Raw genomic sequence first — 22,505 nt, 5'->3', positions numbered from 1 at the left:
TGTCTGGCTGCGATGTCTGGCTTGGGATGGCTGCCCTCACCCTAGCCCTCTCCCAGGGGTAGAGGGGACCGATTCGGGGATGCTCAGAATCTCCGCCGACCTGAAAAATCTTTGCCGAATCCATAATCGACTGGATCGTTCAGGTCGCCGGATATATCGATACAACCCGGTCAGTCCCCTCTCCCTCGGGGCGGTCCGACGTTTCGGGAGGATTAGGGTGAGGGGCTCTTCAGCTTTTGAGGGCCTCAGCCAATCAAACCGTATGCAGATACCAGTTGTACTCAAGGTCAGAGATCGAGTTCTCGAACTCGGCCAACTCGCTCTCCTTACACGCGACAAACACGTCGATGTACATCGGGTCGATGTAGCGGGCCATGACTTCGCTGTCGTCCAGCTCGCGCAATGCGTCACGCAGGTTGTTCGGCAGGCTCTGTTCGTTCTGCTCGTAGCTGTTGCCTTCGACCGGTGCGCCCGGCTCGATCTGATTGGTCAGACCGTGGTGAATACCGGCCAGCACCGAAGCCATCAGCAAGTACGGGTTGGCGTCAGCGCCAGCCACGCGATGCTCGATACGCACGGCGTCGGCCGAACCGGTTGGCACACGTACCGCAACGGTGCGGTTGTCGATGCCCCAGCTTGGCGAGTTCGGTACGTAGAACTGCGCGCCGAAACGACGGTACGAGTTGACGTTCGGACAGAGGAACGCCATTTGCGCAGGCAGGGTCTCCAGCACACCGCCGATCGCGTGACGCAGTGCGGCGTTCTGCTCGGGATCCTCGCTGGCGAAGATGTTGTTGCCTTCTTTGTCCAGGATCGAAATGTGCACGTGCAGACCGTTGCCCGCCTGGCCCGGATACGGCTTGGCCATGAAGGTGGTGTCCATTTCATGGTCGTAGGCGATGTTCTTCACCAGACGCTTGAGCAGGACGGCGTAGTCGCACGCCTTGATCGGGTCGGAGACGTGATGCAGGTTGACTTCGAATTGCGCCGGGGCGCTTTCCTTGACGATCGCGTCAGCCGGGATGCCCTGCTCTTTCGCACCTTCGAGGATGTCTTGCAGGCAATCGACGTATTCGTCGAGATCGTCGATCAGATAGACCTGAGTCGACACCGGACGCTTGCCGGACACCGGCGAACGTGGCGATTGTGGACGGCCGTTCACGTTGTCCTGATCGATCAGATAGAACTCGAGTTCGAATGCTGCGCAGATGGTCAGCCCGAGGTCATCGAATTTGCGTACGACGTTGGCCAGCACTTCACGCGGGTCAGCGAAGAACGGCTGGCCTTCGATTTCGTGCATGGTCATTAGTAGTTGTGCGGTTGGGCGCTTCTGCCACGGCTCGATGCTCAGGGTGCCGGGGATCGGGTAGCAGATGCGGTCGGCGTCGCCGATGTCCAGACCCAGGCCGGTGCTTTCCACCGTGGAGCCATTGATGTCGAGGGCGAAAAGCGAGGCCGGCAGGTTGATGCCTTTCTCGTAAACCTTATGAAGACTGGTGCGTTCGATGCGCTTGCCGCGCACCACACCGTTCATATCCGCAATCAGAAGGTCGACGTACAAAACCTCAGGATATTTCTTAAGGAATGCGTTTGCTTCGTTGAGTTGAACGGTACGCAGAGGGACCGACATGATGCACCTATTTAGCTGTTAATTATTATGTTCACTGCTGTTTCGCCGAGCCAGTCAACCCGAACGGCAAAGTGAAGTCAATAGCGAACAGATGGCCGCTCAGGGTTTATTTTTCGGGCTTTTTTTAACACTTGCGTGCCAATACAGGCGCCAGAGCCCCGAGAATCATGAAGATATGATGAACGGCGTTTAGAATTTTTTACATGGCAGTTGTTAATTAAAATCAACGAGGCTAAGCTCCGGAAAAGCTCGTTCAAGTGTCAAACTTCGAGGTGAATAAAAATGGCATTCAAGCCATTGATCGGCGTTACTGCGTGCGTCAAACAGATTGGCCTGCACCCCTATCACATCAGCGGCGACAAGTACGTACGTGCTGTCAGCGTTGGCGCTGAAGGGCTGCCAGTGGTCATTCCTTCCCTTGGCAAGCTGACTGAAATCGAAGACCTGCTCGGTCAACTCGACGGTCTGCTGCTGACCGGTTCGCCCTCGAACGTGGAACCCTTCCACTATCAAGGCCCGGCCAGCGCCCCCGGCACGGATCATGATCCGGCGCGGGATGCCACCACCCTTCCTTTATTGCGTGCAGCCATCGCGGCGGGCGTTCCGGTGCTCGGCATCTGCCGTGGCTTCCAGGAAATGAACGTGGCGTTCGGCGGCAGCCTGCATCAGAAGGTGCACGAGCTACCGGGCATGCTCGATCACCGCGAAGCCGACAGCCCGGATGTGGCCGTGCAATACGCACCGGCCCATGCCGTGACGGTATTGGCCGGCGGCGTGTTCGAAGCGCTGGAGTTGCCGGGCGAGTTCCAGGTGAACTCGATTCACAGCCAGGGCATCGACCGCCTCGCCCCCGGCCTGCGTGCCGAAGCAGTGGCGCCGGACGGTTTGATCGAGGCGGTCTCGGTCGAACACAGCCCGACCTTCGCCCTCGGCGTGCAATGGCACCCGGAATGGCAAGTGCTCGACAACCCGAACTACCTGAAGATTTTCCAGGCATTCGGCGCGGCTTGCCGACAACGGGCGGCGCAGCGCAACCAGCGCTGACCCAAGCAAAGAATACATAACGATTTACTGCCCCCACGGACGTCGGGTGTGCCTGCGCACATCCGTCATCCGTGAACAACAACACCCGTAATAACAACAAGTACGACCCAGGCAGCCAGGACGGCGGCGCCGACCAAGCCGGATCGGTAAGTGCAATACCTGTCAGAACAATGCAAAACCCTGTGGGAGCTGGCTTGCCAGCGATGAGGCCGTCACCTTCAACATTAATGGTGACTGACCCACCGCCATCGCTGGCAAGCCAGCTCCCACAGGGTATTGCGGCGATTCGACCAGAGCAGTGCTTACAGGCTTGCAATCCACTTAAGCCCGGCCACATTGGCCCGGCGAACGAAACCTGTTGGGAGTTTCACATGGCAAACGCCTCCAGCACTTACAGGAAGGCACTTGAAGGTCATCAGCAACCGAAAAAGGTGCTGGTGAAAGTCGATCGTGTCACCAAGAAGTTCGACGAAACCGTAGCCGTGGACGATGTGTCCCTGGAGATCCATCAGGGCGAAATCTTCGCCCTGCTCGGTGGCTCCGGTTCGGGCAAATCGACCCTGCTGCGCATGCTCGCCGGTTTCGAGCGCCCGACCGAAGGGCGGATTCTGCTCGACGGCGTGGACATCACCGACATGCCGCCGTACGAGCGGCCGATCAACATGATGTTCCAGTCCTACGCGCTGTTCCCACACATGACCGTCGCGCAGAACATCGCCTTCGGCCTCAAGCAGGACCGTTTGCCCGCCAGCGAAATCGACGCCCGTGTCGATGAAATGCTGCGCCTTGTACACATGACTCAATACGCCAAACGCCGTCCGCACCAGTTGTCCGGCGGCCAGCGTCAGCGCGTCGCCCTCGCCCGCTCGCTGGCCAAGCGTCCGAAGCTGTTGCTGCTCGACGAGCCGATGGGTGCGCTGGATAAAAAGCTGCGTTCGCAGATGCAACTGGAGCTGGTACAGATCATCGAACGCGTCGGCGTGACCTGCGTGATGGTCACTCACGACCAGGAAGAAGCCATGACCATGGCCGAGCGCATCGCGATCATGCACCTCGGCTGGATCGCGCAGATTGGCAGCCCGATCGACATTTATGAAGCACCGGTCAGCCGCATGGTCTGCGAGTTCATCGGCAACGTGAACGCCTTCGATGGCACCGTGGTGGAAGACCTTGAAGGTCACGCGATCATCCACAGCCCGGACTTGCAGCAGAAGATCTACGTCGGTCACGGCGTCAGCACTTCGGTGCAGGACAAGTCGGTCACCTACGCGATCCGTCCGGAAAAAATGCTCGTCAGCACCACTCAACCCGAGTTCCGCTACAACTGGTCCGAAGGCAAGGTGCATGACATCGCCTACCTCGGCGGTCACTCGGTGTTCTACGTCGAATTGCCCGGCGGCAAAATCGTCCAGTCGTTCATGGCCAACGCCGAACGCCGCGGCGCGCGTCCGACCTGGGACGACAAGGTCTACGTGTGGTGGGAAGACGACAGCGGCGTGGTACTGCGCTCATGAAAACCTTCAATCAGCAATTCCTGCGCCTGGTGCCCAGCGGGCGAAAACTGGTGATCGGCATCCCGTTCATCTGGCTGTTCCTGTTCTTCATGCTGCCGTTTTTCCTGGTGATGAAGATCAGCTTCTCGGAAGCCGCACTGGCGATCCCGCCGTACTCGGAGATCTACACCTACGCCGAACAGAAATTCCAGCTGCTGCTCAACATCGGCAACTACACCATGCTCGGCGAAGACGAGCTGTACCTGTCGGCGTACCTCGGTTCGCTGAAGGTCGCGGCGCTGAGCACGATGATGTGCCTGCTGATCGGTTTCCCGATGGCTTACGCGATCACCAAGACCGGCAAGGAAACGCAAAACGTCCTGCTGCTGTTGATCATGATGCCGACCTGGACCGCGATCCTGATCCGCGTTTACGCGTGGATGGGCATCCTCAGCAACAACGGTTTGCTCAACGCGTTTCTGATGTGGACCGGGCTGACCGATCACCCGATCGAGATCCTCAACACCAACACTGCCGTGTATATCGGTGTCGTGTACGCGTATTTGCCGTTCATGGTGTTGCCGCTGTACGCCAACCTGGTGAAGCACGACGGTAGCTTGCTGGAAGCCGCGCAGGATCTGGGCTCGAGCAACTTCAACAACTTCTGGAAAATCACCGTGCCGCTGGCCAAGAACGGCATTATTGCTGGCTGCATGCTGGTGTTCATTCCGGTGGTCGGTGAGTTCGTGATTCCGGAGCTGCTCGGTGGCCCGGAGACGCTGATGATCGGTCGCGTGCTGTGGCAAGAGTTCTTCAATAACCGCGACTGGCCGGTAGCATCTGCGCTGGCAGTGGTGATGCTGTTGATCCTGATTGTGCCGATTCTGCTGTTCAACCGTAGTCAGGCCAAAGAAATGGAGGCGCGGGGATGAAACGCTTCAATTTTTCCAAGTTCATGCTGATCTTCGGTTTGATGTTCATTTATCTGCCGATGCTGATTCTGGTGATCTACTCGTTCAACGCATCCAAACTGGTGACCGTGTGGGGCGGCTGGTCGGTGAAGTGGTACGTCGGCTTGCTCGACAACACGCAGCTGATGGGCTCGGTGGTGCGCTCGCTGGAAATCGCTTGCTACACCGCGATTGCTGCAGTGGCGTTGGGCACCCTCGCCGCTTTCGTGCTGACTCGTGTGACGCGCTTCAAGGGTCGTACGCTGTTTGGTGGTCTGGTGACCGCGCCGTTGGTGATGCCTGAAGTGATCACCGGTCTGTCGCTGTTGCTGCTGTTCGTGGCGATGGCACAGTTGATCGGCTGGCCGCAGGAGCGTGGCATCGTCACCATCTGGATCGCCCACACCACGTTTTGTGCCGCTTATGTCGCGGTGGTAGTCTCCGCCCGCCTCCGCGAGCTGGATCTGTCGATCGAAGAAGCGGCGATGGACCTCGGTGCGAAACCGTTCAAGGTGTTTTTCCTGATCACCATTCCGATGATCGCGCCGTCGCTGGCGGCGGGCGGGATGATGTCGTTCGCCCTGTCGCTGGATGACCTGGTGTTGGCGAGCTTCGTTTCCGGGCCGGGTTCGACGACCTTGCCGATGGAAGTGTTCTCGGCCGTGCGTCTGGGCGTGAAGCCTGAAATCAACGCCGTGGCCAGCCTGATTCTGCTGGCGGTGTCGCTGGTGACCTTCCTGGTCTGGTACTTCGGCCGCAAGGCAGAAGCCAACCGCAAACGGGCGATTCAGGAAGCGATGGATCAAACCGCGAATGAGTCGTGGCAGCAACCGCAACAAGCCGCCACCGCATAACCCTGTAGGAGCCGCGGCACGCTGCGATCTTTTGACGTTGTTTTTGAAGATCAAAAGATCGCAGCCTCGTTTCACTCGACAGCTCCTACACAAATATAGTCAGCCCCTCGGTCAGTCCCCTCTCCCTCGGGAGAGGGTCAGGGTGAGGGGGCTTCGTGCAATGTGAATAAAAAGAATGGAGTTGTACCGATGAAAATGTTTGGCAGGACTCTGCTGACACTGTCCTTAATGGGCGCAATGGTCATGGGCGCCCAGGCCAACGACAAGGTGCTGCGTGTTTACAACTGGTCAGATTACATCGCGCCGGACACCGTCAAGAAGTTCGAAGACGAGACCGGCATCCGCGTGACCTACGACGTTTTCGACAGCAACGAGACCCTTGAGGCGCGCTTGCTGGCGGGCAAATCCGGCTATGACCTGGTCGTGCCGTCGAACAGTTTCCTGGCCAAGCAGATCAAGGCTGGCGTTTATCAGACGCTGGACAAATCGAAGCTGCCGAACTGGAAGAATCTCAACCCGGTGCTGCTGAAAAACGCCGCCGCCAGTGATCCGGACAACGCCCACGCGTTCCCGTACATGTGGGGCTCGATCGGCATCGGTTTCAACCCGGCCAAGGTCAAGGAAGTGCTCGGCGCCGACGCCCCGACCAATTCCTGGGACTTGCTGTTCAAACCGGAAAACGCTGAAAAACTGAAAGCCTGCGGCATCAGTTTCCTCGACTCGCCGACGGAAATGATCCCGGCCGCCCTGCACTACCTGGGCTATCCGGTGAACGACAAGGACACCGCGCACATCAAGGAAGCCGAGGCGCTGTTCATGAAGATTCGCCCGAACGTGGCGTACTTCCATTCCTCGAAATACATCTCCGATCTGGCCAACGGCAACATCTGCGTGGCGGTCGGTTACTCCGGTGACGTGCTGCAGGCCAAGGCCCGCGCGGTGGAATCGGGCAACAACGTGGTGATCGACTACAGCATTCCCAAGGAAGGCGCCGGCAGCTTCTACGACATGGTCGCCATCCCGCGCGATGCCGCCAACGTCGAGAACGCCTACCTGTTCATGGACTTCCTGATGCGTCCGGACATCATCGCCGAGATCACCAACAGCAACGGCTACAGCAACGCCAACGCAGCGGCGACGCCACTGGTGGATGAAGCGATCCGCAACGACCCGGGCTCGTACCCGTCGCAAGCGGTGATGGCGACGTTGTATGCGGTGCCGGATCAACCGATTGCCACCCAGCGGATCATGACCCGTGGCTGGACCCGGGTGAAGCTCGGTAAATAAAAACACCGATGATCAACAATGTAGGAGCGAGCCTGCTCGCGAAAGCGGTAAGACAGGCGACGAAAATATTGGATGTGCCGACGCCTTCGCGAGCAGGCTCGCTCCCACAATGAAGCAATGCAGTGCTGAAAAATTTCCCGTTCACGCAGCGCCTTACCACCGCTGCACCCTGCTATGAACGGCCTCACCTGGCTCCCTCGGTTCAGGTGAATTCTCAGGCGCCCTCGGGCGCCTTTTTTTGTACCTTCAGATCAGCGGCCAGTCTTGCAAAATCCGATAGCGGCCCTTGTGTGATTCGAACAAAGCAAAGCGTTCAGCGCGCAGAAAAAACGCCGGCGGCGTAGCGGATTCCGGCTCCGGCGCGCGGTACTCACGGGCCAGCGTCAGATGCGGGCGAAACTCGCGAGGCGTCTCTTCAAAGCCAAAAGGCAACATCGCCTCCTCCAGCGCATAGACCAGGCGCAACAACGCCTGCGGCGCCTGCTCCGGCGCCAGCGACAACACCCCGGCGCGATGCCAGACCTGCAAGCGATCCAGCGCAATCTTCAACGCCTCACCCGGCGTACGCACTTGCCCGGCGGCCTCGCAGACTTCGTTGATCTGCGCCAATGGCACCGCGCCGAGAAACAGCAGCGTCAGATGAAAATTGTCGGCCGGTACCGGTTTGCCGGTTCGCAAGCCCAGCTCTGCTCGCCATTGTGCAATCGCCTTGCGTTGCACCGGAGGGCAATCGAGGGCGAAAAACAGTCGCTTTGTTTCATCGGTCATGGCCCTGCTCCCCTGTTCATCGTGACCTGCCGGATTCTACACAGCCTGATCTGACGACTCGCGACAGGCAGCTATAGTTCAAGGATTGCCATCAAACCGGAGGCGGCCATGCGCGAGATCCTCAGCAAAGAACCGTGGTGGGCCCGCCCGCCGCATCCCGGGCAGGATGAGAAGGAACTGGAATGGGGCTGGCTGGTGCACTACAGCGAGGGTGAGCCGCGCTTTGAATTCGTCCGCGAACGCCCGACGGACGAGCAGATCCGCGAGCGCAAAAGCTGCCGTATCACCCCCACATCGGAGTGAACACAAAACCTGTAGGCCTTCGCCTGCTCGCGATGGCGTTTGCACATTCAATGCTTAATTGACAGACCCACCGCGATCGCGAGCAGGCTCACTCCTACAAGAGATTTGCGCTGGCCTCAGGGTTCGAGGATGATTTTAAAGCCGCCAAAGATCATCCGTTGGCCGTCAAACCCCATCGGGTTGACGTCCGGTTGCATGCGCGGGTCTTCCATCATTTTTGCCATGCCGGCATCACGGGTGGCTTTGTCCGGCCAGATCAGCCAACCAGCCGAAACCGTTTCGCCTTCCTCGAGTTTGACCGCCATCGGAAATGACGTGATTTTGCCGTCCGGCACGTCATCGCCCCAGCACTGCACCACGTCCTGCGCGCCGTATTCCTTGAACAGTTTTGCCGCGATATCGCAGTGTTTTTTGTACTGCTCACGATTGGCAGTCGGCACCGGCGCCACAAAAATATCGATGTAAGCCATGATCATTCTCCTTGTACGTTGGGTTCGATCTGCTGACTGGTCGATTGCGGCGGTTGCCATTCGACATGATTCACACCCAACCCGACCGACGGCTCATCGCCCTCACCCAGATTGCGCTCAACCTGCCCGGCCATGTGCAATGTGCCGGCCATGACGCCAGTCGTCGGGTTCTGCACCAGTTTCAGCCAGGCTTTGTCGAAGGTGCTGCCAAGGCTGCTGCGGATCAACGCTTCGCTGTCGGGCCGATCATTGGCCTGGATGATCGCGCGGATGCCCGCCACACCCACCGAAATCAGCCCGCCAGCCAATTTACCTGCAGCGGCGGCAACCGCACTGGCAGCCCCGCGCGGGGCCATTTCCGCCTCCATCCGCTGGCTGGCACGCTTGGCCACCGGGGCCATGCCGGCATCCGTCGAGGCAATGCCCTTGGCGCCACCCTCGGTGTGGATCTTGTCGATCAGCGCGGCATACGCCGGCAAGGTGTTCAACGGCGCGATGCTGATGACTTGCAGCAGCGACGCATCCCGTGCCGGCGGCGGGCCGAGGGCGATGGCCGGGATCTTCTGCAAATGCCCGTTGAGCTGCGCGACCGGCACGCCGTGACGCTGGGCGATGAGCGGCATCTGTTTGGCCATCAGTTGCGTATAAAACTCGGTGGCCTGTCCGAGGATCGCGTCCGGGTCGATCTCCACCGCCACCGGCGCCAGCACTCTTTCCTGATATTGCTCAAGCAGATACGCCGCCAGGCGCTTGGCTGAAGCGTCCTGTTCGCCGCCAGCGCTGACCGTGTACCAACTGACCTTCATCGATAGCCATTCCTGGGTCCAGTAGCTGCTGAACCACGGGATGAAATTTTCTTCAGTTTGCTGATAGACGCGAGTACGCCAATGTTCCATCGAGCCACGGGCGAACAGCTTGACCTGCTCGGTGGACTGCTGCGAAGCGCTGATGATTTCGCGGTCGATCTGCTGCCAGGTCTGCGGCGAGACGAACACGGCTTGCGGCGCTGACACCGGTGCCCGCGCCGAGGTGGCGCAACCGGCCAGTAGCAACAGGGCGGCGACGAGCAGCGCACGCGGATTCACGGTGAGGGTGTCCTTGAAGATCCGGGGAGACAGATTTGAGTATAGGTGTGGGTTTAAGGCCGTTTGTCCGGTTTTGCCTGGTCTGGCGCCATCGCGAGCAGGCTCACTCCTACAGAAGAATGCATTTCAAATGTAGGAGTGAGCCTGCTCGCGATGGCGCCATCAGCGACACCCGAAAACCCGGACCATCACTGCCGTCGATATTCACCATCGCCACGAATGCCTTCCGCTCGCAGCCAACGAAAGGCACGATTGCCCCATCCGAGACACAACGAGGAGTTCACAACATGATTCACACCCACGTCACACTCTCCGTGAGTTTCCCGGTGTTCGGCAGCAACTATTACGATCAGCACGCCGTATCGCACAAGACTCAGGCGCTGGTGTTCAACGAAGATTTCGACGATCTGCTGATGCCTGCTGCGAGCAACCATTTCAGCAATGAAGTGGTCGGCATCAACGATCAATTCCGCTTTCTGAGCGACATTCTCGCCACCCATTTGCTGGACATCGAGGCCTCAAGGCCTGCGCGATCCAGCGTCCAGGCGAGCGCTCATTTTTAATTGAGAGGCAATGACAGAGGGCGTTCCTTGACGGGAACGCCCTCTGGCCGGTCAATCAATCAGTCATCATCCCGATCACGATAGTAACGACGGCCATCGCGGCGGTCATCGCGGTCGTCCCAGCGTCGATCATGATCGTAATTGCGCCCGTGATCGCGGTCGTAATGCCGGCCATGGCGGTGGTCATCATCAAAATCCGCGACACAGCCACCGAGCAATACGGCGGCGGTCACAGTCAGCAGCATCGTTGTTGCGCGCTTCATTCAACACATCCCTAAAACCAAGGTCTTGACGACGGAATCGGCCGCGCTGCCCACGCCCTCACCTTCGGGACGCGGTGCGCGCAGCCGCCCATACGACCGGGTAAAACCGTGTTGATTCAGTGGCCACTATCGACCGTTTGTCGCCCTGCGCGTTCGCCACATTTTCGGGTTGGCGGATCTGAATCGATACACCTGCACATGACGAAATTGTAACGCCCTCATCACCTTGGCGTTATCAGCAGCCTGCAACGATGTCACCCGGCGACCGTCCCGGCGGCCCTTGCCTTGCCCGCCGCACAATAAAACCCACGCCGAAGCACGTTCCCGTTCTGCCCAACCTCAGGAGTGAATGATGGTTAACAATTCAAGAATGTCGATGGCCGCATTAGCGGTAGTGGCTGGTTGCGCACCATCCATAGTGTTGGCGGAGGACAAGCCGGAAGGCTTTATCGAAGGCAGCAGCCTGACGCTACTCAACCGCAACTTGTACTTCAATCGAGATCACCGCAACGGCCAGTCCAGCCCTACAGGCAATGGCTATTCAGAAGCCTGGGCACATGCGCTGATCGGCAAGTTCGAATCCGGCTTCACTCAAGGCACCGTCGGGGTGGGTGTTGATGCATTTGCAATGATCGGCTTGAAGCTCGACACCGGCGACGGGCGCAATGGTGGTCGCAGCTCGTTTGATGTGCTACCGGTCAACAGCGACGGCGAGGCGCGGGATGAATACACCAAGGTCGGTGGTGCGGCAAAAGTGCGGGCGTTTGATACGGTGCTCAGGATCGGCGATGTATTCCCGGCCAACCCGGTTGTCGCGGCAGGTGACTCACGCTTGCTGCCGGAAAGCTTTCGCGGTGTAACGGCGACCAACACCAGCATCGAAGGTCTGTCGGTACAGGGGGGGCGACTGCATGCAATGAGCCAGCCGGTGTCCAGCGACATGCGTGAAAACTTCGCGACGTTCTACGCCGGACCGGTCAACTCACCGTGGATTGCTTATGGCGGCGGCGACTATGCGCTGAACAAGAACCTCAGCGTCAGCCTCTATTCCAGTCGCCTCAAAGACGCGTGGAATCAGTATTACGCCGGTACCGCTTGGACCTATCCACTGTCCGATGATGTGTCGCTGTTCGGTGGCCTGAACTATTACAAGGCCGTCGATGAAGGCAAACAACTGCTCGGCGAATTCGACAACAACATCTGGAGCGCGCGCATTGGCGTGAAGCTCGGCGCCCACTCGGTCGCCCTCTCCCACCAGCGCAACAACGGCAATGACGACTTCGATTACCTGCGCCAGTCCGATTCGATATTCCTCGACAACTCGATCCAGTACAGCGACTTCAACTCGCCGAAAGAGCGTTCGTGGATGGCGCGTTATGACCTCGACATGAGCACTTACGGCGTACCGGGTTTGTCGTTCATGACCCGTTACGCGCGCGGTACGGATGCCGACTATTCCAACGCCAACGCGGTGTACATGCGCCGCGATGCCGAGGGCAATCCGCTGACCGATCAGAAGCGTTGGGAGCGCGATATCGAAGTCAAATACGTGGTGCAAAGCGGTTCGATGAAAGACCTGTCACTGCGCTTGCGCCAGGCCACCACCCGCGCCACGGCGTTCGAGTCGGATCTGGATGAAGTGCGGGTGATTGTCGAGTATCCGTTGGCGATTCTTTGATTGCGCGGTTGATGCAAATTCACCTTTAGAAGCTCCTTGCTCCTTTGGTAAGAGGTGAATCCTTTGGCGTCCTTCGGGGCGCTTTTTTTATGTCTGGACTTCACTCGGTCAACTGTAGGAGTGAGCCTGCTCGCGATGGCGCTGGGCCAGTCGATGAAGATGTTGGCTGTACCGACGCTATCGCGAGCAGGCTCACTCCTACAAGGGTTATGCGGTGGACATCGACGTTATCCAGTGCTTCGTTCACCGCCAGTTCGCCGAGCATGACGACCTGAGCGATACCCAGCAGGGTCTCGCGATGGGTGCCGCCCAACAGCGCGGCGAAGTCGCCGAGCATCACTGTGGCCGAGGCCAGGGATTCGCTGACGTTGGCCAGTAATGATTCGGTGTCGTCTTTGGGATTGACCAGGAACATCTGGTTGGGGATGTACGGTGCGGACATGATGGCGGCCGACGGTTTGAGCTAGAAGTCGAGGGCGCGGTCGGCGGCTTCGTGGAGTTTTCGGGTGTCGACGGAGGCGTAGGGGGATGTTGAGTTGGCGTCGGGGATTGCGTCTGTTTCTGGGGGATTTGGGGTTGGCTTTTTCATAATGTTTTACTCAGTTTGAAAGTGGAGTTGGCCCTTTCGGTTCCAAGCGAAAGGGTGGCAGCTGTACGCAGATTGGAACCCGGGCAACTGAGCAAACCCGACAGACTCGAAGTCTCCCGCGCACAGAACGTGTAGGAGCTGCCGAAGGCTGCGATCTTTTGATCTTGATCTTTAACATTAAAGTCAAAAGATCGCAGCCTTCGGCAGCTCCTACAGGGGACCGCGTTTAGACGTTACAGATTTCAGCTGCCGCCGTTCCGACACACGCCCATCACGCTGTACTTGATGGTATTGATCTGACCTTTGGAATCCTCGTAGGTCATCGCGGTGGGCACCACTTTGCACCCAGGCTGCGGCTTCACCACGCTCACCACTTTGACCACGTCCAGCTTCATGCCGTATTCGTAATCCTTCACCACCGGCGGCGCTTTGCCCTGATTGGCAGCGTACTGTTCCATGGCTTTGCTGTTGGTGCTGAGCGCGCGTTCAAAGGTGCGGTCACCACCGCCTTCAGCCAGCACATTCAGTGACATCGCCATGACAGCGGCGAATGCGATCAACTTGAGTAATTTCATATCCATTTCCTTCCCGTCCGGGCGTAAAAAAAGCCCGGCATCGATGCGCGATGAAGGGCTTGTTCAGCTGCAGCAGGCTTACAGATCGCGGGTTTTGTCGTCTTTCTTGTCAGTGACGACAACCGGGTTGCCGGCGGCTTTTTCCTTGGCGACAAACAGCTCCATGGAGCGGTCGTTGTTGGTCATCATCCGCTCGAAAGTACGGTCGCCGCCGCCTTCGGCCAGGGCCACGGAAGAGATCACCAGAGCGACTGCGAAAGCACTGAGTTGGGCAAGTTTCATCTTTGATTCCTCGTTTAAGTAGCTGACGGGATCAAGGTAACAAGGCGCACCTTTCGTGACGGTGGCGGGGAAATTACATATCCGTTATCTCCCGGGCCCTCTTCTGAAGTCGAACACAAAACCTGTAGGAGTGAGCCTGCTCGCGATAGCGGTGGGTCAGTCAATGTAGATCTGACTGATAGACCGCTATCGCGAGCAGGCTCACTCCTACAGGGGGGATTACCTATTCAGATGGAACGGTGTCCTCATCCCGGCGATGGGCGAGTTGGTAGAGCGCCGGCAAGATCAGCAGTGTGAGAATCGTCGAGGAGAGGATTCCGCCGATCACTACGGTAGCGAGCGGCCGCTGCACTTCGGCGCCGGTGCCGGTGGCAAGCGCCATCGGAATAAACCCCAGCGACGCCACCAGTGCTGTCATTAACACTGGCCGCAAACGAGTGAGAGCACCTTCGTGAATCGCATCCGAAAGCGAACGCCCCTCCTCGCGCAAATTGCGAATAAACGCAATCATCACCAAGCCGTTCAACACCGCCACCCCGGACAACGCGATAAACCCGACCCCCGCCGAAATCGACAGCGGAATATCGCGCACCCACAACGCCATGACGCCCCCGGTCAACGCAAACGGGATCCCGGTAAACACTAGCAAGCCGTCCTTCAGATTGTTGAACATCATGAACAGTAGGCCGAACACCAGCAGCAACGCCACCGGCACGACAATCTGCAAGCGTTTGGCCGCCGATTGCAGTTGTTCGAACTGCCCGCCCCAACTGGTCCAGTAACCGGCCGGCACCTGCACATCACGTTCGATCACTGCGCCGGCCTCGCTGACGAATGAACCGATATCACGCCCGCGCACGTTGGCGCTGACAATCACCAGACGCTTGCCGTTCTCGCGGCTGACCTGATTCGGCCCGAGCACCAGGTCGAGGCTGGCGACTTCTTGCAGCGCAATAAAGCCGATCTGATTCGCCGCGCCAGTCACCGCCGGCACCGGAATCAACAACGCCGCCAAGCCGTCGATGTCCTTGCGCATGGCATCGGACAAACGCACAACCATGTCGAAACGCCGATCGCCCTCATACAACGTCCCCGCCTGCCGTCCACCCACCGCGACGGCAATGGTGTCCTGCACATCACCGACGTTCAGCCCATAACGCGCGGCTTTATCGCGATCAATGTTGATGGTCAGCACCGGCAACCCGGTGGTTTGCTCGACCTTCACCTCAGAGGCGCCATCGACCTTCTGCATCGCTGCGGCAATCTTCGCCGCCGTGGCATTGAGCACCTCCATGTCATCGCCAAAGACCTTCACCGCAACATCGCTGCGTACACCGGAGATCAGCTCGTTGAAGCGCAACTGAATCGGTTGCGACAGTTCATAGTTGCTGCCCGGCAACGTCGCCGCAGCAGTTTGCAGTTCCGCCATCAAGGTTTCGCGGGATTTGCCTGGATCCGGCCACTGCTCTTTCGGCTTGAGCATCACGTAGCTGTCAGAGATATTCGGCGGCATCGGGTCAGAAGCGATTTCCGCCGTGCCGGTACGGGCGAAGACGCGTTCGACTTCCGGCATTTTCGCCAGAATCAACGTCTCCAGGCGTTGCTGCATGTCCACCGATTGCGTCAGGCTGGTGCCCGGCACGCGCAGCGCTTGCAGCGCAAAATCACCCTCGCTGAGGCTCGGCACAAACTCGCTGCCCATGCGACTGGTGAGTACGCCGCTGAGCACAATCACCCCCAGCGCCGCGCCAACAGCAACGGCGCGATGGGACATCACCCACGCCAGCGCCGGCGCATACACACGACGTGCGCCGCGCATCACCGCGCCCTCTTCTTCCTTGACCTTGCCGGTCACGAACAGCGCAATCGCCGCCGGCACAAAGGTCACCGACAACAGCATCGCGCCAAGCAAAGCGATGACCACGGTGAACGCCATCGGGTGGAACATTTTCCCTTCGACACCGCTCAGGGCGAAGATCGGCAGGTACACGACCATGATGATCAACTGGCCGAAAATCAGCGGACGTCGCGCTTCTTTCGCCGCCGCAAACACCTCTTTGAAGCGCTCGGCACGGGTCAACAAACGCCCGTGATGCTGCTGCGCATGGGCCAGCCTTCGCAGGGTGTTTTCGACGATCACCACCGCGCCGTCGACGATGATGCCAAAGTCCAGCGCGCCGAGGCTCATCAGGTTGGCGCTGACCTTATTGCTGAACATCCCGGTGAAGGTGAACAGCATCGACAGCGGAATCACCATGGCGGTAATCAGCGCCGCGCGGATGTTGCCGAGGAACAGAAACAGAATCGCGATGACCAGAATCGCGCCTTCGATGAGGTTCTTTTTCACCGTGGCGATGGCTTTGTCGACCAGGTGCGTGCGGTCGTACACCGGCACGGCAATCACGCCTTGGGGCAAGGATTTATTGATCTGTTCCAGCTTGTTGGCGACCGCTTGCGAAACAGTGCGGCTGTTCTCGCCGATCAGCATGAATACGGTGCCGAGCACCACCTCCCGGCCATTTTCCGTGGCCGCGCCGCTGCGCAGTTCGCGACCGATTTCCACCGTAGCGACGTTCTTCACCCGGATCGGTGTGCCGTCGACATTGGCCATGACGATGTTGGCGATGTCCTCGGTGCTCGCCACTTGCCCCGGAGCGCGTATCAGCAATTGCTCACCACTGCGCTCGATGTAACCGGCACCGACGTTGGCGTTATTTCGTTCCAGCGCGGTGACCAGATCGGTCAGCGTGAGCTTGTACGCCGCCAGCCGTTTCGGGTCCGGCGCGATCTGGTATTCCTTGGCGAAACCGCCGATGGTGTTGATCTCGGCCACGCCCGGCACGTTGCGCAATTGCGGCTTGATGATCCAGTCCTGAATCACCCGCAGATCGGTCGGCGTGTAGGCTGTGCCGTCGTCCTTCAGTGCGCCCTCCCTGGCTTCCACCGTCCATAAGAAGATCTCGCCGAGGCCGGTGGAAATCGGCCCCATGACCGCCTCCGCGCCTTCGGGCAATTGCTCCTTGGCGATCTGCAAGCGCTCGTTGACCAATTGGCGGGCGAAGAACAGGTCGGTGCCGTCCTTGAAGATCACTGTCACTTGCGACAGGCCGGAGCGCGACAGCGATCGGGTCTGTTCGAGTGACGGCAGACCGGCCATCGCGGTTTCAATCGGGAAAGTGATGCGCTGCTCGGTTTCCAGCGGCGAGAACCCGGCGGCGCCGGTGTTGATCTGTACCTGGACGTTGGTGATGTCGGGCACGGCGTCGATCGGCAGTTTCTGATAACTGGCGATGCCGAGGCCGGCCATGAGCAGAACGGCGAGCAGCACGATGATGCGCTGCTCGATGGCAAACTGGATCAGGCGTTCGAACATGGGAGTCTTCCGCAATCAATGACTGTGCTCGGCTGAGGCTTTGCCCAGTTCCGACTTGAGGACGAAGCTGCCGGCGCTGGCGACTTGCGCGCCCGGTTCCAGCCCTTGGGTGATTTCCACGTGGCCGTCCGCACGGCTGCCCAACGCCACCGTTCGTGTTTCGAAGCCGTCATCGGTGCGCACGAACACGGTGGGTTTGTCCTCTACCGTCTGGATCGCGGTTTCCGGCACGGCAACTTTGGCTTCGCGGCTGTCGGTGGCGACCAGCGCAGTGACGAACAGGCCGGGACGCCACGAGCCTTGCGGGTTTTCCAGAGTGACGCGAACGGTCGCAGTGCGGGTTTGCTCGCCGAGCAAACTGCCGACATAGGCCACGCTGCCGACCACTTCCGCGTTCAATTCCGGGGCGCTGACGGTCACCGCTTTGCCCACCTGCACTTTGTTCAGATCCTTTGGTGAAACGCCGAACGTCACCCACACCCGCGACAAATCCGAGAGCGTGAAGGCCGCCGTGGATTCATCGACGACTTCGCCCGGCGTCAGGTGTTTTTCCACCACGACGCCATCGAACGGTGCGCGCAATTCGTAGCGGTTGCCGCCAGTGGCGACCACGCTGCCGCTGAGCACGCTGATCTTTTGCTGCGCATTGCTCACGGCGATTTCGGCTTCTTGCAGTGCCTGGCGCGCCTGGAGGAAATCCTGTTCGGCAGAAATCTTGTCCTGCCAGAGTTTTTTCTCCCGTTCATAAGTGGTACGCGCCAAGGCCAAACGACGTTGCGCGGCGGCTTGCTCGCTGCGTTGATCGGAGATCTGCTGACTGGCGATCACCGCCAGCAACTGGCCCTTCTTCACCGTTTGCCCGAGGTTGACTGCCACCGACTCGACCACGCCCGGCACGCGTGGCACGACGTGGGCAGTGCGGTCTTCGTCGAAGCGCACTTCGCCGGGGAACGGCAGGCCGCGGTTGATGTTCTGCGCCTTTGCTTCGGCGAGTTGAATACCGGCAGCCGTGATCTGCTCGGCACTCAATTCGATATGCCCTTCTTCGGCATGTTCAGCCGCTGCACCTTCTTCAGCGTGATCGGCATGCTCGGAAGCGTCGTCGGCATGCGCGTCGATGCTTGCGTTACCTGACCACTGCGAGCCGATACCAATGCCCAGCGCCAACGTCGCCACCGCGACCACCATCAGTTTTTTATCCATGGAAACTCCTCTGCGCCGTACCTGCGCGCAGTTGTCTGAAAAGTGAAATTCAAGGGCGGACGCTGAGGTCGCCGAAGATCCGTTCGATGCGAACGCGGGCGTCGGTGGCTTCACTGACGGCCTGGATGTACTGGCTGCGCGCGGCGATCAGTGTGCGTTGGGCGTCGAGTACATCGAGGAAGCCGAACTTGCCCATTTCAAAACCGCGCGTGGCGCTGTCGACCGCACTTTGCGCGGCGGGCAGGATGGTCTGGTTGAACGCGGTGACTTCGCCGTTGGCGGTCTGCCATTGCTCTAGACTGGTCTGGATTTCGGTGCGCAAACGCAGTTCGGTGGCATTGCGCAAGTCCCGCGCCTGATCGGTTCGACGCGCCGCCGCCAGCACGTTGCCCTGATTGCGGTTGAACAACGGAATCGGCATCGACAGCCCGACCACGTTGACCCGCTCGCGCTCGGTTTCGCTGTATTGACTGCCGATGCTCACGGTGAGGTCGGGAATGCGCTGGGACTTTTCCAGGCCCAGCGATGCTTCGCGCTGATCGATCTGCAACTTGGCCAGACGCAGTTCGGCGGTCTCGTTCAGACGCTCGAGCAATCTTGTCGGTGGTGGAACGGCCGGCATGCTTTGCGTGGGCGCCTGCACCTTCGTCGACGTTGGCAACGGCGCGCCCATGACCTGCGCCAGTTGTTGGTACGCGGTGGCCTGATCGCGTTCGGCGCGGCTCAATTCAAGGCGCACTTCCGAGAGCTGCACTTGTGCTCGCGTGCCTTCGACCGGCGACGATTTACCCGCCTCGATTCGCCCCTGCGCCACACGCAAACCGTGCTCGGCCAATTGCAGCGACTGGCGCGACAGCTGCAAGCGTTGTTGCGCGGTTTGCGCGCTGTTGAACGCCTGAATTACATCGGCGCGCAAGGCATTGCGCTTGCGCTCCAATTCGATGCCGGCGGCGTCCTGCGCGCGGCTGGCGACATCAATGCGCGCACCGCGTTTGCCGCCCAGTTCGATCGGCTGACTGAGCATTACCGTGGTCGTGCGCGACTCGCGGCGAGTGTCTTCGGCTTCCCACGACACTTCGGGGTTGGGGATCAGGCCGGCCTGTTGGCGGTCACCTTCGGCGATGCCGATTTCCCATTGCGCAGCGGCTAAATCCGGGTTGCTGGCGAAGGCGCTTTGCAGGGCTTGATCGAGGGTCAGGGTCGAGGCACTGGCCAGGCTCGCACTGGCCAACAAGAGCATGCCGCTGACGGCTTTTTGCAGGCGTGATCGCGCCGTCCGTTCAATTAAACCGGGCAATGGAAGACTTCCTTTAGTGAAGAACCTTTGATGCCGCCACGGTAGGGTTTTGAACTTATCGACAAGGTGACTGAAACATTACAAATCCGTTATCCACGGTTTGCAGAAGTTGTTTTGCTCTAGGATGCGAAGTGCAAATGGTTTTATCGAAATACATCGAAACAAAAACACGGTAGTTATCTGCTGAATTGCACTTGCCGGAATCAAACTGATGGGGATTTTATGGTTTGTGCTGCGACCGACTGTCGCAGAGCAGCGTTTTAAAGCGCTGGGTGGTTGACCCTGTAGCCACTACAACCTTTATCGTCCGCACTCCCCTCACCCCAGCCCTCTCCCAGAGGGAGAGGGAGCCGACCGAGGTGTATGACACTTTCCATCGACCTGTTAAATCAAGTCGACTATGGATTCCGTAAAGATGTTCCACGTCGGTGCAGTTCTGAAGCATCCCTCGTTTAGTCCCCTCTCCCTCTGGGAGAGGGTTAGGGTGAGGGGCTTCTTATCGTTATTGAACAACGTCCGGAAGACCTTACAAAAACAATAAATTTCCCAGTCACCTAAATTAAATACCCATTAAATATAAGTGGTGATAGATCATGCGAATCCTTGTCGTCGAGGACGAGCTTAAAGCTGCCGAATACTTGCATCAGGGTTTGACCGAAAGTGGTTATGTTGTTGACCACGCCGCCACCGGCGCCGATGGTTTGCACCTGGCGCAACAACAGACCTATGACCTGATTATTCTCGATGTGAACCTTCCCGAACTGGACGGTTGGGGCGTACTGGAACAACTGCGCCGCACCCATGCCACGCGGGTGATGATGCTGACTGCGCGAGGGCGTCTGGCCGACAAGATTCGCGGCCTCGATCTCGGCGCCGACGATTATCTGGTCAAGCCATTCGAGTTTCCCGAACTGCTGGCGCGGGTGCGTACGTTGATGCGCCGTAGCGAAAACATCCCGGTGCCGCAGGTGCTGAAAGTCGCTGATCTGGAACTCGATCCCGGCCGCCACCGCGCGTTTCGTGGTGCGCAGCGTATCGACCTGACCACCAAGGAGTTCGCCCTGCTGCATCTGCTGATGCGCCAGTCCGGCGAAGTACTGACGCGCACACAAATTATCTCGCTGGTGTGGGACATGAATTTCGATTGCGACACCAATGTGGTCGAGGTGTCGATACGCCGCTTGCGAGCGAAGATCGACGACCCGTTCGACAGCAAACTGATCCACACCCTGCGCGGTGTCGGCTACGTGCTGGAGGCACGGGAATGAAGCCGGCCAGCCTGTCGATGCGCCTGGGTCTGACGGTGAGTATTCTCGGCGCGCTGCTGGTGGTGTTTTTGGCGATCCTCGCCTATTTCGCCTTGACCCATGAGCTCAATGCGCTGTCTCGGGACAGCCTGGAAAAGAAGATGGCGCAGGTTGAGCACAGCCTGTCGCTGTACGTAGACGCCAATGAAATCAGCGGTAAACCGCACATCCTGCTCGATCAGGTGATGGGCCATGACAACCTCACGCTGACGATTTATGACCGCTTGAATTTGCGTTCGCCGCTGCTCAAGTCCGGCAGCGGCTTGAGCGATCCACGGGTTGAATTGAAGGCGGTGCGGGCGACCACTGATCAATTGGCTTACTCCGACAGCATTGATGCTGAGGGAGCGAAATTCCTCACCGTGTCGAAGCTGATTCGCCTCAAGGATAGCAGCAGCGTGCCGGTGCTGCTGTCGATGGACAACGCCCACGATCAGGCCTTGCTCAGTGCCTATCTGCGCTCGACACTGATTGCCTTGCCGCTGTTGCTGGTGTTTATCGGCCTCACCGCGTGGGGTGCGGTGCAGCGTGGGCTCGCGCCGCTGCGTGAATTTCGCAAAGTGGCTGCGATGGTCTCGACCCAGGATCTGGACCATCGATTGTCCGTGGTAAACATGCCGCAGGAGTTGAGTGAACTGGCGCGGGGCATCAACTTCATGCTGCATCGGCTGGATGCCGGGGTGCAGCAGTTGTCGCAGTTCTCCGACGATCTGGCGCATGAGTTGCGCACGCCGATCAACAATCTGATGGGCAAGGCGCAGGTGACGCTTTCCCGCGAGCGCTCGGTTGAGGAATACAAGGATGTGCTGGTGTCCTGCACCGAGGAGCTGGAGCGGGTCGCGCGGATTGTCTCGGACATGTTGTTTCTGGCGCAGGTCAGTCATCCGTCGGCGCTAGCGCCGTTTGAACCGGTGGCGCTGGAGGTTGAAGTGGCGAAGGTGGCCGAGATGTTTTCGTTGTCGGCGCAGGATAAGCAGATTCATTTGAATGTGCTCGGCAGCGCATCGGTTCTGGGGGATCGGCTGATGATTCAGCGGGCGATTTCCAATCTGCTGTCCAATGCGCTGCGCCACTGCCCGAACGGGAAAACCGTGACATTGCTGATCGAACAAGGTGCGACCCAGGCCTCCCTGCTGGTCAGCAACCCCGGCGTCGGGATCGAGGCGCAACACCTGCCACATCTGTTCGACCGCTTCTACCGCGTCGACAGCAGCCGCTCACGTTCGCAGGGCAGCACCGGGTTGGGTTTGGCCATCGTGCGCTCGATCATGAGCCTGCATCAGGGTGTGGCGGAGGTTAAGAGCTTGCCGGGGGTGATGACGGTGTTCCGATTGGGCTTCCCCACCCCCGAATCATCCCTGTAGGAGCTGCCGCAGGCTGCGATCTTTTGCTCTTGTTTTAAATCAAGATCAAAAGATCGCAGCCTGCGGCAGCTCCTACATCGATTTTCGGACATCGTGTCGGTCGTCATTTTTGTACGATTTTTTAACG

20 protein-coding genes and 1 pseudogene are annotated in these 22,505 nt (G+C 59.1%); 10 read left to right on the top strand and 11 right to left on the bottom strand.

Annotated features, from left to right (window positions below; all coding sequences use genetic code 11):
• Nucleotides 1-253: 253 nt before the first annotated feature.
• Nucleotides 254-1,630, bottom strand: coding sequence for a glutamine synthetase family protein (locus CQ009_RS03770; RefSeq protein WP_007918694.1), 1,377 nt, complete (start codon nt 1,628-1,630; stop codon nt 254-256).
• A 282-nt stretch (nt 1,631-1,912) separates the two neighbouring features.
• Between CQ009_RS03770 and CQ009_RS03765 the strand changes: the two genes are divergently transcribed.
• The 5 genes from CQ009_RS03765 to CQ009_RS03745 all read left to right on the top strand — a co-directional run bounded on the left by CQ009_RS03765 (nt 1,913) and on the right by CQ009_RS03745 (nt 7,258).
• Nucleotides 1,913-2,674 (top strand): gamma-glutamyl-gamma-aminobutyrate hydrolase family protein, encoded by a 762-nt coding sequence (locus CQ009_RS03765; RefSeq protein ID WP_105704907.1) that lies wholly within the window; start codon nt 1,913-1,915, stop codon nt 2,672-2,674.
• Between the two features lie 371 nt (nt 2,675-3,045).
• Entirely contained in the window at nt 3,046-4,188 is a 1,143-nt protein-coding gene (locus tag CQ009_RS03760) for an ABC transporter ATP-binding protein (protein ID WP_064389315.1), read from the top strand.
• 29 nt (nt 4,189-4,217) lie between these two features.
• Entirely contained in the window at nt 4,218-5,099 is an 882-nt protein-coding gene (locus CQ009_RS03755) for an ABC transporter permease subunit (protein WP_177330943.1), read from the top strand.
• Entirely contained in the window at nt 5,096-5,971 is an 876-nt protein-coding gene (locus CQ009_RS03750; protein WP_064389313.1) for an ABC transporter permease subunit, read from the top strand. The genes CQ009_RS03755 and CQ009_RS03750 overlap by 4 nt, the downstream gene beginning before the upstream one ends.
• Nucleotides 5,972-6,160: 189 nt before the next feature.
• The gene (locus tag CQ009_RS03745; protein ID WP_105704906.1) at nt 6,161-7,258 is read left to right on the top strand and encodes a polyamine ABC transporter substrate-binding protein; all 1,098 of its coding nucleotides are present in this window, start codon (nt 6,161-6,163) and stop codon (nt 7,256-7,258) included.
• Nucleotides 7,259-7,504: 246 nt separating this feature from the next.
• On the opposite strand, the gene thpR is transcribed toward CQ009_RS03745, so the two are convergent.
• Complete coding sequence (gene thpR, locus CQ009_RS03740) at nt 7,505-8,026, bottom strand: RNA 2',3'-cyclic phosphodiesterase (protein ID WP_105704905.1); 522 nt, start codon at nt 8,024-8,026, stop codon at nt 7,505-7,507.
• Between the two features lie 108 nt (nt 8,027-8,134).
• Between thpR and CQ009_RS03735 the strand changes: the two genes are divergently transcribed.
• Complete coding sequence (locus CQ009_RS03735; RefSeq protein WP_105704904.1) at nt 8,135-8,329, top strand: hypothetical protein; 195 nt, start codon at nt 8,135-8,137, stop codon at nt 8,327-8,329.
• A 116-nt stretch (nt 8,330-8,445) separates the two neighbouring features.
• On the opposite strand, the gene CQ009_RS03730 is transcribed toward CQ009_RS03735, so the two are convergent.
• Both CQ009_RS03730 and CQ009_RS03725 read right to left on the bottom strand, forming a co-directional pair.
• Nucleotides 8,446-8,799, bottom strand: a complete 354-nt coding sequence (locus CQ009_RS03730) for a DUF1428 domain-containing protein (protein ID WP_105704903.1) — start codon at nt 8,797-8,799, stop codon at nt 8,446-8,448.
• A 2-nt stretch (nt 8,800-8,801) separates the two neighbouring features.
• A complete protein-coding gene (locus CQ009_RS03725) occupies nt 8,802-9,884 on the bottom strand; it encodes a hypothetical protein (RefSeq protein WP_105704902.1) in 1,083 nt (360 codons plus the stop codon).
• A gap of 287 nt (nt 9,885-10,171) precedes the next feature.
• Between CQ009_RS03725 and CQ009_RS03720 the strand changes: the two genes are divergently transcribed.
• On the top strand, nt 10,172-10,447 hold the full coding sequence (locus tag CQ009_RS03720; RefSeq protein ID WP_064389308.1) for a hypothetical protein: 276 nt from the start codon (nt 10,172-10,174) through the stop codon (nt 10,445-10,447).
• A gap of 59 nt (nt 10,448-10,506) precedes the next feature.
• On the opposite strand, the gene CQ009_RS03715 is transcribed toward CQ009_RS03720, so the two are convergent.
• A complete protein-coding gene (locus CQ009_RS03715; RefSeq protein WP_007918829.1) occupies nt 10,507-10,710 on the bottom strand; it encodes a hypothetical protein in 204 nt (67 codons plus the stop codon).
• A 352-nt stretch (nt 10,711-11,062) separates the two neighbouring features.
• Here CQ009_RS03715 and CQ009_RS03710 point away from each other — a divergent pair, with 352 nt between their 5' ends.
• Nucleotides 11,063-12,388: an OprD family porin gene (locus tag CQ009_RS03710; protein ID WP_105704901.1), complete on the top strand. Its 1,326-nt coding sequence runs from the start codon at nt 11,063-11,065 to the stop codon at nt 12,386-12,388.
• Between the two features lie 220 nt (nt 12,389-12,608).
• Here the strand turns inward: CQ009_RS03710 and CQ009_RS03705 are convergent.
• The 6 genes and pseudogenes from CQ009_RS03705 to CQ009_RS03675 form a co-directional block, all read right to left on the bottom strand.
• Nucleotides 12,609-12,977: pseudogene (locus CQ009_RS03705) on the bottom strand (DUF6124 family protein); the annotation flags it as partial.
• Nucleotides 12,978-13,219: 242 nt separating this feature from the next.
• Nucleotides 13,220-13,552 (bottom strand): DUF2790 domain-containing protein, encoded by a 333-nt coding sequence (locus CQ009_RS03695; RefSeq protein ID WP_105704900.1) that lies wholly within the window; start codon nt 13,550-13,552, stop codon nt 13,220-13,222.
• 78 nt (nt 13,553-13,630) lie between these two features.
• A complete protein-coding gene (locus CQ009_RS03690; protein WP_064389305.1) occupies nt 13,631-13,834 on the bottom strand; it encodes a co-regulatory protein PtrA N-terminal domain-containing protein in 204 nt (67 codons plus the stop codon).
• Between the two features lie 223 nt (nt 13,835-14,057).
• A complete protein-coding gene (locus tag CQ009_RS03685) occupies nt 14,058-17,207 on the bottom strand; it encodes a CusA/CzcA family heavy metal efflux RND transporter (RefSeq protein ID WP_064389304.1) in 3,150 nt (1,049 codons plus the stop codon).
• 15 nt (nt 17,208-17,222) lie between these two features.
• Nucleotides 17,223-18,410, bottom strand: a complete 1,188-nt coding sequence (locus CQ009_RS03680) for an efflux RND transporter periplasmic adaptor subunit (protein ID WP_064389303.1) — start codon at nt 18,408-18,410, stop codon at nt 17,223-17,225.
• A 49-nt stretch (nt 18,411-18,459) separates the two neighbouring features.
• Nucleotides 18,460-19,707, bottom strand: coding sequence for a TolC family protein (locus CQ009_RS03675; protein ID WP_105704899.1), 1,248 nt, complete (start codon nt 19,705-19,707; stop codon nt 18,460-18,462).
• Nucleotides 19,708-20,300: 593 nt separating this feature from the next.
• On the opposite strand from CQ009_RS03675, the gene CQ009_RS03670 reads away from it, so the two are divergent.
• Together CQ009_RS03670 and CQ009_RS03665 are read left to right on the top strand one after the other, a co-directional pair.
• The gene (locus CQ009_RS03670) at nt 20,301-20,975 is read left to right on the top strand and encodes a heavy metal response regulator transcription factor (RefSeq protein WP_105704898.1); all 675 of its coding nucleotides are present in this window, start codon (nt 20,301-20,303) and stop codon (nt 20,973-20,975) included.
• Nucleotides 20,972-22,378, top strand: a complete 1,407-nt coding sequence (locus tag CQ009_RS03665) for a heavy metal sensor histidine kinase (RefSeq protein WP_105704897.1) — start codon at nt 20,972-20,974, stop codon at nt 22,376-22,378. The genes CQ009_RS03670 and CQ009_RS03665 overlap by 4 nt, the downstream gene beginning before the upstream one ends.
• The last annotated feature ends 127 nt before the right edge of the window (nt 22,379-22,505 follow it).

The sequence above is a fragment of the Pseudomonas sp. MYb2 genome (assembly GCF_002979955.1).
Taxonomy (GTDB): domain Bacteria; phylum Pseudomonadota; class Gammaproteobacteria; order Pseudomonadales; family Pseudomonadaceae; genus Aquipseudomonas.
This window is presented reverse-complemented; position numbering and strand designations above follow the sequence as displayed.